Here is a 14638-nt window from a genome sequence, read left to right as displayed (position 1 = left end):
TTACCATGGGCCCCAATTCGATAATGGGACTGCACGCCGAAATCAAACATGTATGTTTAGCTGTTTGCGGAGACGTTGCATTTCTGAATTGAAATAGGCTTTGCTGTAATCACATCCGACAATTGCTACGATATTGCCGTCATCATCGATGATTGGCGCAAAGCTTGTTTTCCACTCACCGTACCTGTCTTCGTATATGGGAGTAACACCCGCTTTACCATTAAACGCCTGGTAAGCGACATTGACCATTTCCGGTGGACCCATATATTCTTCCCCCGGTTCAATTACAAAGCCTTTGTCTGCAACAAGGTGAATCAGACGTCCATCCTCCGACATGATGAATATAAAGACCCATTCAATTACGCCTTCCTTTTCTTGAATCATGGTAAGTTTTTGTTTTAATTTCTGGGAATAGGAAGTTTGCCGGTTCATATTTTTTTGTAGACTGATAACCTCTTCAGCTGGAATGATAGCTGCGGTTACAACGGCAATGGATCGAAGCCGCTGGTTTATTTGTTCTTCTAAAATGGCCCGTTTATCCACTGGTGAAAAGCTTGCCTCTTCCATTTTATTTCGTAATTTTTTATATTTCCTGCTCATCGTCGGCTGGCTGACTTCCAATACCTTTGCCGCCAGTTTCAATGATTTATATTGTTCCATCGCCATGTTGATGAGTTGTTCTTCCACAAGGTCAACGGCTTCCTGCAAAGGCATTAGGAAATCGATGACAGGTAGTGAAAGAGGTTTGGGCCCTTTAAATGGAAGCACCTCTTTAACCAAAGCAACATCCACTTCCGGCATTCCGCTAGTAATCACAAGTCTTTCAACTGTATTTTCAAGTTCGCGCACGTTACCGGGCCATTGATAGATGCAAAGCAAGTCGATTGCATCCGGGGTGAACGCTACCTTTCGATTGTACAGTGTATTGTACTTTTGTAAAAAAAACTGAACCAGGTGGGGGATCTCATCTACACGATTTCTTAGCGGCGGAAGATGGATAGGCACGACATGAAGACGATAATATAAGTCTTCTCGGAATTCACTTTTTTTCACCATTTTTTCGAGCGATTTATTTGTTGCGGCAATCACTTGAATGTCAACAGGGTGTGAGGTCGTACTTCCAATTGGTGTGACAACTCGTTCCTGAAGGACCCGAAGCAGTTTTACCTGTACGTTAAGCGGTAACTCGCCCACTTCATCCAAAAATAAGATACCTTTATGGGCCAGTGTGAATTTTCCCTTGGCGCCTTCTTTCCGTGCGCTGGTAAAAGCCCCTTCTACATAGCCAAACAGTTCGCTTTCAATCAGGTTTTCTGGGATGGCGCCGCAATTGACAGGTATAAATGGTCCGTCGCTTCTATTACCCATATTATGTATGGCTCTGGCGGCTATTTCCTTTCCTACACCGGATTCCCCCAATAAAAGGACGGTTGCGCTGACATCACAAACCATTTGCATTTTATGCAGAACATCAAGCATCGGTTTACTGCGGATCACAAATGGAAAAGTTGGCTTTTTCGATTCCATTAATGGTCCCGATTGACCCCTTGATGTATCTGGATATGAGTCTTTAATTTCTTTGTAAGCCCAGACCCATGCCCCGGATTCAATTGGGTATGCCGTCATCAGCAGCTCATGACCCTGCCATGAGGACTGCATGAAAGATCTTTTCTCATTTTTGCCCATTATCTCTTCTGCCAAGCTTGTGGAAAATAAATCTTGTTCAACATCCTTGATGGAACCACCGACATTAGCGGATTTGATTGTATGGAATAAGGTTTTCCCTGTTCCGGTCGATTTCATGATGGTGCCATTTTTATCTGTCACAATAAGCTGATCGTAAATAGACAAGAGTGCAGAGGTGAAGTGATCCATTTATGTCTACCTGCCTTTCATTTAACTTCCTAGTTTCATATTACAGAAATTTCACAATTGTTCAATAGTTTCAAAAATGAATATTCTTCCTATTGAAAACCCTGTTAGCATAGTGCTTTCTGATTGGCATGGTTATTGCAATAAGTAAAGAGAAGGGACTAGAAAGCATGATTGCAAAGGAGGGAGAAGCGATTTTGAATAAAGAGAATCAGTTCCGACAGAATATCAATTCTGAAGATCCCTTTATTAAAAATCTATATTCAGATTTGAATGAGCGGATCAATGCGTATGAGCAGGAAGATGCCGTGAAAATCGAAAAAATGAAATGGAGTGATGCGACAGGTTCTATTTTTTTCATGATTTTAATCATCGCCTACCTAATCTATTCATTTGTCTAAAATGTTGTTTAGGTCACGAAGAACAATGACAGCCTCATTCCAAGCCATACAATCATTATTTTAATAGTTGGGAGAGAAGTGTGTGAGCAAAGAGAATTCCTCCATTTCAAAGGATGTGGCCTTTGGGTTCTTACCGGCAAGTAAAAACGACCGGATTTTTAACCTACGGGATTTAATTTTAGTTCAAGTTGTTATTGGCCTCTCATCTTTTGGGCTGTTGACTGGCGGATATACAGGTACAATGCTTGACGCAAAGCAGTCACTTGCAGCGATTTTATTCGGTAACGCCTTCCCTATGCTGTTGATTGTTCCCATTACCCTTTATTTTGCGCGTTATGGCATAGACACTTTTGTAGGGTTTCGAAGTTCACTTGGTTATTTAGGATCCAATATCTTTTTCTTTGTTTTTCTTATTTTAACCCTCGGCTACATTTCCATTGCGCTCTTTATGTCCGGCCAGGCGTTGGCAGAGGCTGCTAATTGGCTGGGGATGCCCGCGATTTTTTCAAGCCAAGCAATGGGGGCGCCGTTTTTCTCGATATTACTCTTTATCTGTGCATTTCTTGTAACCGTGAGGGGACCGGTAGCGATTCAAAAATATACCGCAGTGGCCGTGCCGGTTTTTATGGTTCTCATGTTTGGCCTTCTCGCAATTGTCTTGTTTGGACAGGGATTCACGAAAGTTGCCCATATACTTCCTTCTGAACCCTTTGAAACGACTTCTCGTTCATTCGCGACAGCCCTGGAATTAAATATCGGTCTCGGCTTTTCATGGCTTCCGTATCTTGGCCAATACAGCCGTTTGTCCAAAACAGAAGGAGGCGCATTTAAAGCGGGATTCTATAGCTATGGAATCATCGTCTGTATCGCTGCTTTAGTTGGGGCCCTTGCTGCATTAGTCGCTGGTTCACTTAATCCTTCTGACTGGATGTTTTCCATCGCAGGAAGTTGGGGCGGCTTCATTGGCTTGATTTTACTTTCGGTAGGGAATGTCGGTGCAGCCATTTTCCTTATGTACTCACAAGCTGTCAGCTTTAAAACTGTATTTCCGAAAAAATCATGGATGATTGCAATGGGAACGACCGTACCGACTATATTCTTACTTCTAAGCTCAACGTTCTACGATGCATTTGGCTCATTCATTGCTGTCATTTCCTTCATTATGGCTGTACTTGGCGGCATTGTCGTGGCAGATTACTTTTTTGTAAAGCGCCAACGCATTTCAATAAGGGATTTGTATGACACACAAGGCTCTTATACTTATTGGAAAGGCATTAACCCGTCTGCCGTTCTCACGGTGGTCATTGGAACGATCGTTTACTGGGCACTCTATAATCCATTGACTTTTGAAGCAAGTGACTTTTTCCTTTATACAGCTGCCGGAATTCCAACATACTTTGTCGCTTTAGTCACCTACTATGTTTCATCTAAATACATTTTCCGTTATGAAGTTGACATGGTGCGTCCATCCGTGGAATTAAAGGAAGCTAAGTAGAAAAAACCACTTTAAAGAATCTAGGGAACGAGAGGAGATTGTTCAATGTTTACACAAAGTTTAGATTTCAAAACAACAGATTTAGATACATTCCCATTTCCATTCACTTCAGGTAACTATCGTTATTCAAACGACTTGAAAAAACTCTCAAACGTTAACTGTATTGAAGTTACACCAGAATACAAACTCCAAGTGGAAACGAAGCGTCGACTCCTTGAAGAACAGCCGCATATAAGGTTTCAATCTTTTTCACACACAATGGAAATGCAATGGGAAGTGTTGGAAATGCTGATTGACATGGCAGCTGATCGCTATCCGGAGCATTTCGAGGTCATTAAAGATGGGGACAAATGGACTTTCAAGAACCACATTTTCGGGGAAACCGATTCATTCGTGTATGGCGATGCCAGCACGCTTCCAAATGAGCCGCTTGACTATATAGGCCGCCATTTCCATAATGATTTTGTTTTAATGGTTCATCGCGATAGTAATTTCTATTTGGAAGTGGGTCAAGTTTCATACGCTGCACTCTTCTCGGCTAACTGGAATAAAGGGATGTCCTTTGATGAGATACATGCACCTGTTCCATTCGTATCACGGAAAGGTGATGAACTCGCAGATCGCGTTCGTAAGTTTTTATTATCCATCGAGCCAGGAAAGCCATGGACACGCATCAATTGGAACCTGATGGCGGACCGTTGGGATGTCAACTATGAAACGATGGATGTCTGGGGACCGCAACGTTCTGAAATAACACCGGAAAATGCAGGTAAACTTGTTCGTTTGCGTGTTGAAGAACAAAAATTTTATCGCATGCCACGAAGCAATGCCATTCTATTCGTATTGAATACTCAATTCCTGCCGCTAGAGGATTTGACATTGCGCCAGGAGTGGTTTGATCTGACATATAGCGTACTGCAGGATATTCCCGGACCAATGGCTGAATACAAAGGAATTGCCCCATTCCTTCCACAATCGGTCGAATATTTGAGGAGTATCGATGAAAAGAAAAAAGCGAAGCTAAACAATAAGTAGGAGGATAGGGCCTTGTACAATAGTCCAGTATTGTTTGATAAATCCATTACGATCGTAAATAAATTTACCCCTCGGAATGAACGAAGAAAGTTTGTCGTCATTTCCGATCAAGCCGGATATGATCAGGCGAAAAGTTACACTTCTGAAATCGAAGGTACAGTGCCTGTTGAATGTCTATCCATTAACGGAATGGAAGATAAAGAGGAGATTAAGAGAGTCATCCTGTCACAAAAGATGGGCACCCAATTTTATATTGCGGCTGCATGGAACAATGCCGTCATGATCTTCTCGCTCGGAGTGGAGGCTGGTCTATCTGAAGCTGAGATCCAGACGGTGATTATCGGGCCTAAACGACGATACGTATATTGCATGAAATGTTTCGAAGTGTCGGAAGTCGAAGAAGAAGCAGAAATTGCAGAATGTGACCATTGCAAAGCCAGTCTTGAAATAGGTCCTTTTTATTCAATCGTACGGGAAGGTTATATTGGTTACCCATACATCCCGATCGGAAAAGAAGAAGTAGGGAGCTGATCATCATGCGGGTAGTAGGAAATATTCAAATGAAAGTAAACAAGATCATTCAAGAAACTCCATTCGTGAAACAGTTCGAGTTGATTCCAGTTGATGGAAAGCCGTTGCCTGCATTTACAGGCGGTTCGCATTTGACCACTTACATGCCGGCTGGAGATAAGATTTTCGAGCGAGAGTACTCCCTTATCAGCAACCCAAGGGACCGCAATAAATATGCGATATCCATTCGGCGTGATGAGGCATCACGCGGAGGTTCGGCTTTCTGGCATGATCAAGTAAAGGTAGATTCCAGGTTGGAAGTCAGTTTTCCTAAAAATAACTTCCCTCTCAGCTTTCGAGCTAAGCATCATGCTTTTTATGCAGCTGGAATCGGCATAACCCCATTTCTGGCAATGATGGAAGACATGGCCGCCGAAGGGCAAACCTTCGAACTCCATTATGCTGCACGCACTCCGGAGTTATGTACTTTTTATGATCTGCTGAAAGCCAAATACAATGATCAATGCACCTTTTATTTTTCACAGGCAGAAGACAAACGCAGAATGATGCCCGAGACGATGATGGATCATCGCATTGGCACGCACGTCTATTTTTGCGGACCAATCGAGATGGTGCAAGAGTATCGAAAAGCTGCCAGTTCCTATGGTTATCCGGAACATGCGATCCACTTCGAATTATTTGCGGCAAAAAATGATGGGGCGAGAGATCCATTCATCGTCGACCTTACAGACAGTGATCGGTCCATCCGCGTTCATGAGGGTGAAACACTGCTTGATGCGCTTTTAAGGGAAGGAATCGATGCACCTTATTCTTGTAAAGTAGGCGGGTGCGGAAGTTGTGAGGTGGATGTTGCAGAAGGTGAAGTGGATCACCGTGATTTCTTCCTTAGCGAAGAAAACCGTCAAACACGGAAATCAATCCTGACATGCTGCTCACGTGCGAAGGACGACAGACTGGTCTTAAAACTGTAACGATTAATCCCGTACAGATTATAAAAAAATAATGAAAACCGGAGGAATGAAACATGACTATATTAGAAACGGCAGTATTAGAGCTTAAAAATTACATCGACGGTAAGTGGCAGGCCTCATCTTCAAATGAAGTAATCCCGGTAATCAATCCTGCAACACAGGAAATCATCGCAAAAGCTCCGCGTGCCACCAAAGAAGATACAGAAAGGGCAATCTCAGTAGCGAAGGCAGCCTTTGAAAGTGGAATCTGGTCAGGCCTAACAGCACAGGAGCGTGCTTCCTACCTATATAAAATTGCAGATAAAATCGATGAACGTGCCGAAGAGTTAACGATTCTTGAAACAATGGACAACGGGAAACTTAAAGCAGAGGCAGGTTTCGATATTGCTGATGCCGCAGCGTGTTTCCGTTACTACGCTGGTTTGGTCCTTCATCCAGAAGGGGAAACGTATCAAGTTCCCGCTCCCGTGCAAGCGATGGTTGTTCGTGAGCCAGTAGGTGTAGCCGGTTTGATTGTACCTTGGAATTTCCCACTTCTAATGAGTGTCTGGAAAATCGCACCGGCGCTTGCGGCAGGAAACACCATTGTATATAAACCGGCTGAAGTGACACCTGTTACAGCAATGAAATTATTCGAAATCCTGGAGGAAGCAGGCATCCCGAAAGGTGTGGCTAATATGGTGATGGGCCGCGGCACTGTTGTCGGACAAACCATCGCGGAAAGCAACGATGTTGACATTGTTTCATTTACAGGAAGTACGGATGTTGGCCGCACTATCATGAAGGCGGCAGCGGGCAACTTAAAGAAAATTTCCCTTGAGCTTGGCGGTAAATCACCTAACATCGTTTTTGCAGATGCAGATTTAGAGACAGCCGTCGATTATGGATTATTTGGCATCTTCTTCGGTGCCGGCCAAGTTTGTTCATCAGGCAGCCGAATTCTAGTTGAAGAAAGTATTTATGATGAATATGTAAAACGCTATGTTGAACGCGCAAATAAAATTAAAGTTGGACCTGGACTTGCAGAAGACAGCAACATGGGGGCCATTGTCAGCGAAGCGCAAATGAATAGCATTTTGAACTATATTGAAATCGGCAAACAGGAAGGTGCGACACTTGCGGCAGGCGGTTACCGTCTTGTTGATGGCGGTCTTGACAAAGGGTACTTCATTGCACCGACTGTCTTCACCGATGTAACACCTGACATGCGCATCGTACAAGAGGAGATCTTCGGTCCAGTCGTTGTCATTCAAAAGTTCAAAGATGAAGAAGAAGCTATTAAACTGGCAAATGATACAGACTACGGCCTTGCAGGCGGCGTCTTCACTAACGATGGAGCAAAAGGATTGCGTGTGATCAAGAAGGTACGGGCAGGCATCACATGGGTAAATGATTATCATCCAACATATGTCGAGGCGCCATGGGGCGGTTACAAACAGAGCGGGATTGGACGCAGTTTAGGAAAATACGGCTTGGACGAATACCAGGAAATTAAACAAATCAACATCAATCTCGATGTAAAACCCGTCGGCTGGTTTCCAAAATAATCGTCACTTACTTTCTTTAATCAAACCAAAAACCTAATCCAAATACGGATTAGGTTTCAGTTTGGCGACAAAATGGGGTTAGTGAAAGGGTTATGTGTAATGATTTCCACTCCAGGCACTCGCTTTCCGAGGGCGGTCCGCCCTCGGGGTCTCACTTGGCCACGCTTTTCCTGCGAGTCTCGTACCTTCCCTGTTCGAATCCAACTGGAACTTCTTTTTTAAGAAATATTGAAGGGAAACTGGCTCTTCTTCTCCAATTCGTTTAAACAGTCTGGCGGTTTCATCAATTTTTTGACAAAAGGAGTTTCGAATTGCACTCGCCCCGAACCAAGATTTTAAAATTAAACTTGAGTATCTTTCATGTTTTTTACTAGTTTATATGGATGAAACCCTCACTAGATTGAAGAGATTTGCGACATCCTGCCGAATTACTGGCTAGCCGAAACCCCACAGGCGCTTGCGCTGAGGAGGCTTGGCAGACAGTCGGCGGAAAGGGAGCGGATCTCTGAAATCAGCTGCAACTTTTTTCAATGCAAACTGAGTTTTCATCGAGTTTGTCTACAGTCTGAAACCTAATCCAAATACGGATTAGGTTTTTTCAAACTGTAGAAAAACCTTTTAAAGCACTTAACAAATGATCTTAAGCTTCAACTGAGAATTAAAAAATCTCAAGGAATGAGCCATTTCGCAGGCATTTTTATTATGCAACAAAAGGACAAGTTTTCCTGTGATGAGTGAAAATGGATTTGAGCATAAAAAACACCATTGATATGATAAAGTAACATACCATTGCCATTTATAAATGAGATTGAATCGTTTTACCGGTGCAGCATTTATTCTTGGTGTCGTTGATTGTCGTACATAGTATCATTACAAAGAAAAAGGAAAAAACATTACATAATGCTCACACAATATAAGTTAATAAGTTCATTGTCTTCTTTAATTGAATAGACTTGGAAGCCGACAGGACCTCAAAAAGTCTTCAATCAAGGAGGAAGCGTTCTATCAATTAGTAAAGACCAGCCAGGGAGTGGATATTGATGACTAAGTTTTATTCGGATATGACAGTGGAGGAAGCAATATCGTGTTTCCCGATAGGAAGCACTGAAGTGGAAGTTTTGGATGATTCAGAGGATTTCATCGGATTTTTGACAATAGAGGCTTTATCAGCGGCAGTGCAGCAGAGTGATTTGACGAAGCCCATTTCTCATTTCATTACGGTTAATGCACCGCTGCAAAATTTACGGAATTACTCAATACCATATGATCAATTTCAAGCATTCTTTGAGAGTGATTTATGCAGGGTTGTTTTTAATGCACTGTATGATGGAGTGTATATCACAGATGGTGATGGAACGACATTATTTATCAATCAAGCTTATCAACGTATTACTGGAATAAGAGAAGAGGAGATCATCGGAAAACCGATGAGTTATTTAATTGAGCAAGGTATGATATCCGTTTCAGCTTCATTGGATTCCATTCGAACGAAGAATCAAGTTACTTTGACACAAAGAATTCGAAATGGAAGAAAGATTATCGTATCGGCAACACCTATTCTATCGCCACAAAATGAAGTCATATTTGTCATAAATAGTGTCAGGGATATTACTGAATTAATCCGGATGAAGTATACGATTGACAGCCAAAAGTTATCTTTTCAACCTATTTCCCAATTATTGCCTGGCTCGGAACAGGTCAATTTACAGGAAATAATCATTGGTCCTTCTACAACTCCTTTATTCAAACTTGCTGATAAAGTGGCAAAAACGGATGCGAAGATCTTGTTGCAGGGGGAAACGGGAGTAGGGAAGAGTTTAATCGCCAAGTACATACATGCCAAAAGCTCCAGGAAGGAAAAGATTTTCCTTGAATTAAATTGCGGAGCCATTCCAGCGAACTTGGTGGAATCTGAACTTTTTGGATATGAACCAGGGGCATTTACCGGATCCCTTAAGAATGGAAAAATGGGGATTTTTGAGAAAGTGAATGGTGGCACGTTATTTTTGGACGAAATTGGGGATTTACCTTTAGAGTTACAGGTGAAACTTTTGAAAGTGGTAGAAGAAAACAAGTTTATGAGAGTGGGTTCTACCGAAATGAAAGAAGTGGATGTCAGGTTAATTACAGCCACACATCGCGATCTTGCCTCCCTGGTGCAAGAAGGATCCTTCCGCGAAGATCTTTATTACCGGCTTAATATCGTTTCCTTTGAAGTCCCTCCTTTACGCCAGAGAAAGGAAGAAACGATCCCGCTTTTAGAAATGTATTTGAAAAAATTCAATGAAAAATATAATGAGAAGAAAAAGATGACACCGGAATGCTATGAATGGCTGACGAACTATTCGTGGCCTGGCAATATACGTGAGCTTGCGAGTCTTGCAGAGCGGCTGGTCGTCACGACATATGATGATACGATTGATTTGTCTAATTTACCATCTTTCATCCAGCCGGTCTTATCAAAAAAACCGACAACACATTCTTTGAAGGAAGCCGTTTCCGAGCTGGAGCGTTCCCTGATATTGAATGCGATGAAGAAGTATGGGACTACAAGGGCCGCTGCCATCTCTTTGGATATCAGTCAAAGCGCTTTGGTGCAAAAAATGAAAAAATTTCACATGCGATTAGAAAACGAATCGAATTAGTTTATTTGATTTGTTTTCCACTCATTATTGATCCGGTAACACATGAAAAAAAGGGTATCTCCCTTATAAATCAAGCGTTTTCACTTTGGCATGATTCCTGCATTAGTAAAAACATGAAAGGGGAGGTAACCATGAATATTTCTATATTTTCTATGGCAAACAAATTGGTGACAGGAGCAGACTCTTTACAGCAGCTGACTGATGAGGCTACGCGATTAGGGATGAGGAATCCGTTGATCGTTACAGATAAAGTTTTAGTGGGTGCCGGGGTTGTACAAAGGGTTGAGGATTTACTTTCATCAGCATACGGTATTTTCCCTGATGTGAATCCAGAACCGGAAATTGAAATCGTTGAGAATTGTGTACGGACAATCAAGGATGGAAAACATGATGGACTGATTGCGGTAGGCGGTGGAAGTGCGATGGATATTGCGAAAGCCTCTTCCGTCATGGCTACGAATTCAGGCAGCATCGATACCTATTTCGGTACGAACTTGATTGAAGTCCCAGGTCTACCTTTAATAGCCATACCGACGACGGCAGGAACCGGGTCAGAAGTGACGAATATTTCGATTTTATCGGACAAGAAAGAACAGGTTAAGAAGGGAATTGTAAGTCCGTATCTTTTACCGGATGTAGCGATTGTATCGCCCGTCATGACGCTGACTTGCCCGCCAAGTGTGACTGCTGCGAGTGGAGTGGATGCACTTGTTCATGCGGTCGAGGCTTATATTTCCAAATTTGCTTCGCCCGTTACGGATGCCTTGGCAATTGGGGCCATGAAGTTAATCGCTGTACATTTACCAAAGGCTTATGCTGCGCCAGATAATCTGGAAGCTCGGGAAGCGATGATCACAGGAAGCCTAATGGCAGGGTTAGCTTTTGGCAATGCAGGTGTTGGAGCTGTTCATGCCTTAGCTTATCCGCTTGGAGGCCGCTTCCATTTATCACATGGAGTCAGCAATTCATTATTACTGCCATTTGTCATGAAGTGGAATAAAATTGCCTGTTTGGAAAGGTTTCGCGACATTGCTGAAGCACTTGGAGAGAAAGTCAATCATTTAAATGATGATGAGGCAGCGGATAAAGCGATAGAAGCGATGACCAGAATATGTCGCTATGTTGATATACCACAGTCACTAAGTGAATTTGAGATTCCTGAATCGGCTTTAAGTGAAATGGCTGCCGAGGCCATCAAACAAGTCCGTTTACTTCGCAATAATCCCCGTGCATTAAACGTTCGGGATATCGAAAAAATATACCGTTCAGCCTATGGCTTTTAAGTGGAGGAAACATTATGAAATGGAAAAAACGCCGCTATGGAGAAGAGACATCGTATATACCTGCGGGACCTTTTAAGATAAGACTGCCATTTGTCCATTATCGTTTTGAGTGGCCTGACTACGTTCAAGGATTATTGATGTGTGCAGTTGACCTTGGAGCGATAACGCTGCTTGCAGACCATCTCGGTATGCCTTTTGACGTGGCTCTAGCCGTCGTTATCTTGAATGGATTATTATACTTGGCGCATCATTTACTCGGGGACCCGGTTATACCAGGTTGGATTACACCTGCGGTTCCATTGCTTGTATTGTTCGTCGGGCAATTTCCGGAGGGGCCTGATCGGGTCTATGCACTCGTTGCGTTTCAATTAACATTAGGTATTTTATCGATATTGCTAGGAATGACCGGACTTGCCAGTAAGGTCGTGCGACTAGTGCCGAATGCAATCAAATCAGGCATTATTTTAGGGGCGGGTATTGGTGCTGTCGTTTCCATTTTTGAAGTGGGTGGAAAGTTTGATTTATTTCCTTATACAATTAGCATTTGTATCGGCTTTGCTTTTTATCTGCTTTTTTCGAAAAGTTTTGGAAAATTGAAAATGCGAAATAAAGCTTGGGTATTCATAGGGAATTTAGGGATATTGCCGGCAATTTTACTCGCGGTCTTTGTAGCCCCTATTTTCGGAGAAGCAAAATGGCCTGATATCCAATGGGGATTCAGCAGTCCGGATTTCGCTACGCTATGGTCAGACTATACTGTTTTCGGTTTAGGTTTTCCTGCCTTGACCTTCTTTTTAAGTGCGATTCCAGCTGTTTTTGCTACTTATTTAGTCGTATTCGGGGATGTGCTCAAAACAAAAGCGCTGCTTTCTGAATCCGATGAGGTCAGGGAAGATGAAAAGGTGGACTATAATCCAAACAGAGCCCATTTAATTTTTGGCGGCCGAAATGTGATCATGAGTTTTATCGGACCTGATATAACAATGTGCGGTCCGTTGTGGGCAGCCATGCAGGTCGTGGTTGTGGAACGGTTCAAGAATGGCAAGAAAGCCATGAATTCTTTCTTCGGCGGTGCCGGCTCGTTCCGTTGGGGTACGAATACAGGGTTATTCTTATTGCCGGTAGTCAGCCTGGTGGAACCCATTCTCGGTGTCGCCTTGGCCTTGACGCTTTTGGTTCAAGGATATGTTAGCGTACGCGTAGGCGTGATGCAGGCGAAGAGCCAACGCGACCTCGGAATTGCAGGTGTCGTTGCTGCCATCCTTGTTATAAAAGGTGCTGGCATGGCGTTTGCTGCAGGCATTCTATTATGTGCCCTATTATATGGCAAGGACTTTTTCAAAGGAGAGAATGATAAGACTTTTACAGATCATGGAGAAGGAGAGGAGAGTAAAGCATCATGAAAAAAATAGTGGAAAAATGGCCAATTTATATTAATGGCGCACCTATTCATACAGAAAGTCACTTTGTAGTGGAAAATCCAGCAACATTGGAGCCTGTGGGCTATGTTCCGGACGCTAACGAAAAAGAGGCAAAGGCTGCTGTGGATGCAGCTCAAGCTGCTTTTCTGACTTGGTCGAAAACGAGTGCATACCATAGGGCGGAATTACTTGAGAAATGGTATACCATCATTGAGAACAGGCTGGATGAAATCGCAACGATCATGACCCTGGAACAAGGAAAGCCATTGGCAGAGGCAAAAGGTGAAATGAAGTACGCCTCAAGTTTCGTGAAATGGTACGCTGAAGAAGCAAAGCGCAACTATGGGGAAATCATACCAGCCTCCGTTGCATCAAAGCGTATTTTAGTGCAAAAGCAGGCAGTCGGTGTCATTGCTGCCATTACCCCGTGGAATTTTCCTGCTGCCATGATCACGAGAAAAGTGGCGCCAGCTCTTGCTGCGGGATGTACCGTGGTCATAAAACCTGCGGAACAAACGCCTTTGACCGCTTTGCTATTGGTTGAAAGTGCTCATGAAGCGGGCATTCCGGCTGGTGTGATAAATATTGTAACTACACAAAAACCGGGAGATGTATCAGATGTGTGGATGAATGATTCACGTGTTAAGAAGATTACATTTACAGGCTCCACTCCAGTAGGGAAACATTTAATGAAAAAGGCGGCAGAAACAGTGAAAAAAGTCTCGCTTGAACTCGGTGGATTGGCTCCGTTCATCATTGCTGAGGATGCGAATATCGAAGAAGCAGTAAATGGTTTGATTCAATCGAAATTCAGGAATGCTGGACAAACATGTATTTGTGCGAACAGGATATTCGTCCATGAGACAATTGAACAGCCGTTTTTACAAGCTTTCGAACAAGCCGTTTTAGCTTTGAAGGTTGGAAATGGAATGGAGCGAGCCGATCTTGGTCCATTGATAGATGGAGCTGCAGTTAAAAAGGTTCGGCTTCAATTGGAGGATGCTGCAAGTAAGGGGGCCATCCTCCATAACACCTCAAGAGTCGATGAAAAACAAGGCCATTTCATAGCACCAGCCATACTTTCCAATGTAACGGATGATATGCTGTGCATGCAGGAAGAAACGTTTGGGCCAATTGCGCCAGTCAGTACATTCAGAACCGATCAAGAAGCGATAGATCGAGCCAATAACACGAATTTTGGCTTGGCAGCTTATGTGTATACCGAGTCACTTAATAAGGCGGTTGCCTACTCGGATGCACTTGAATATGGGATTGTCGGTATTAATGACAGTGCCCCATCCACTGCACAAGCGCCATTTGGAGGCATGAAGGAAAGCGGTATAGGCAGGGAAGGCGGACACTACGGCATGGATGAATATTTAGAAGTGAAGTATGTCTCCATGCAGCTTGGCCAGTAAAAAAACGGAAGGGTCCGCC

11 protein-coding genes are annotated in these 14638 nt (G+C 43.2%); 10 read left to right on the top strand and 1 reads right to left on the bottom strand.

Features of this window, described 5'->3' with window-relative positions; translation table 11 throughout:
- Positions 1–42: 42 nt before the first annotated feature.
- Positions 43–1875 carry a sigma 54-interacting transcriptional regulator gene (locus NYE65_RS01755; RefSeq protein WP_340859635.1) on the bottom strand — a complete coding sequence of 611 codons (1833 nt, stop codon included), beginning with the start codon at positions 1873–1875 and terminating at the stop codon, positions 43–45.
- Positions 1876–2042: 167 nt separating this feature from the next.
- Between NYE65_RS01755 and NYE65_RS01750 the strand changes: the two genes are divergently transcribed.
- From NYE65_RS01750 to NYE65_RS01705, 10 genes are all read left to right on the top strand, one after another.
- Positions 2043–2273 (top strand): hypothetical protein, encoded by a 231-nt coding sequence (locus tag NYE65_RS01750; RefSeq protein WP_145504747.1) that lies wholly within the window; start codon positions 2043–2045, stop codon positions 2271–2273.
- Between the two features lie 82 nt (positions 2274–2355).
- Positions 2356–3768 carry a purine-cytosine permease family protein gene (locus tag NYE65_RS01745; RefSeq protein ID WP_034307741.1) on the top strand — a complete coding sequence of 471 codons (1413 nt, stop codon included), beginning with the start codon at positions 2356–2358 and terminating at the stop codon, positions 3766–3768.
- A gap of 45 nt (positions 3769–3813) precedes the next feature.
- Positions 3814–4803: a heme-dependent oxidative N-demethylase family protein gene (locus tag NYE65_RS01740; protein WP_340859633.1), complete on the top strand. Its 990-nt coding sequence runs from the start codon at positions 3814–3816 to the stop codon at positions 4801–4803.
- 12 nt (positions 4804–4815) lie between these two features.
- On the top strand, positions 4816–5334 hold the full coding sequence (locus tag NYE65_RS01735) for a hypothetical protein (RefSeq protein WP_340859632.1): 519 nt from the start codon (positions 4816–4818) through the stop codon (positions 5332–5334).
- A 5-nt stretch (positions 5335–5339) separates the two neighbouring features.
- On the top strand, positions 5340–6305 hold the full coding sequence (locus NYE65_RS01730) for a PDR/VanB family oxidoreductase (RefSeq protein ID WP_340859631.1): 966 nt from the start codon (positions 5340–5342) through the stop codon (positions 6303–6305).
- 53 nt (positions 6306–6358) lie between these two features.
- Positions 6359–7852: an aldehyde dehydrogenase family protein gene (locus tag NYE65_RS01725; RefSeq protein ID WP_340859630.1), complete on the top strand. Its 1494-nt coding sequence runs from the start codon at positions 6359–6361 to the stop codon at positions 7850–7852.
- A gap of 1040 nt (positions 7853–8892) precedes the next feature.
- Positions 8893–10497, top strand: coding sequence for a sigma-54 interaction domain-containing protein (locus NYE65_RS01720; RefSeq protein WP_328178561.1), 1605 nt, complete (start codon positions 8893–8895; stop codon positions 10495–10497).
- A gap of 131 nt (positions 10498–10628) precedes the next feature.
- The gene (locus tag NYE65_RS01715; RefSeq protein WP_340859629.1) at positions 10629–11780 is read left to right on the top strand and encodes an iron-containing alcohol dehydrogenase; all 1152 of its coding nucleotides are present in this window, start codon (positions 10629–10631) and stop codon (positions 11778–11780) included.
- Positions 11781–11794: 14 nt separating this feature from the next.
- On the top strand, positions 11795–13183 hold the full coding sequence (locus NYE65_RS01710) for a hypothetical protein (RefSeq protein ID WP_340859628.1): 1389 nt from the start codon (positions 11795–11797) through the stop codon (positions 13181–13183).
- Positions 13180–14619, top strand: a complete 1440-nt coding sequence (locus NYE65_RS01705; protein ID WP_340859627.1) for an NAD-dependent succinate-semialdehyde dehydrogenase — start codon at positions 13180–13182, stop codon at positions 14617–14619. The genes NYE65_RS01710 and NYE65_RS01705 overlap by 4 nt, the downstream gene beginning before the upstream one ends.
- Positions 14620–14638 lie beyond the last annotated feature (19 nt).

The sequence above is a fragment of the Peribacillus sp. FSL R5-0717 genome (genome assembly GCF_038002945.1).
GTDB classification, from domain to species: domain Bacteria; phylum Bacillota; class Bacilli; order Bacillales; family DSM-1321; genus Peribacillus; species Peribacillus frigoritolerans.
Note: the sequence above shows the minus strand (reverse complement) of the source record. Positions and strands in the feature narration are given on the sequence as shown.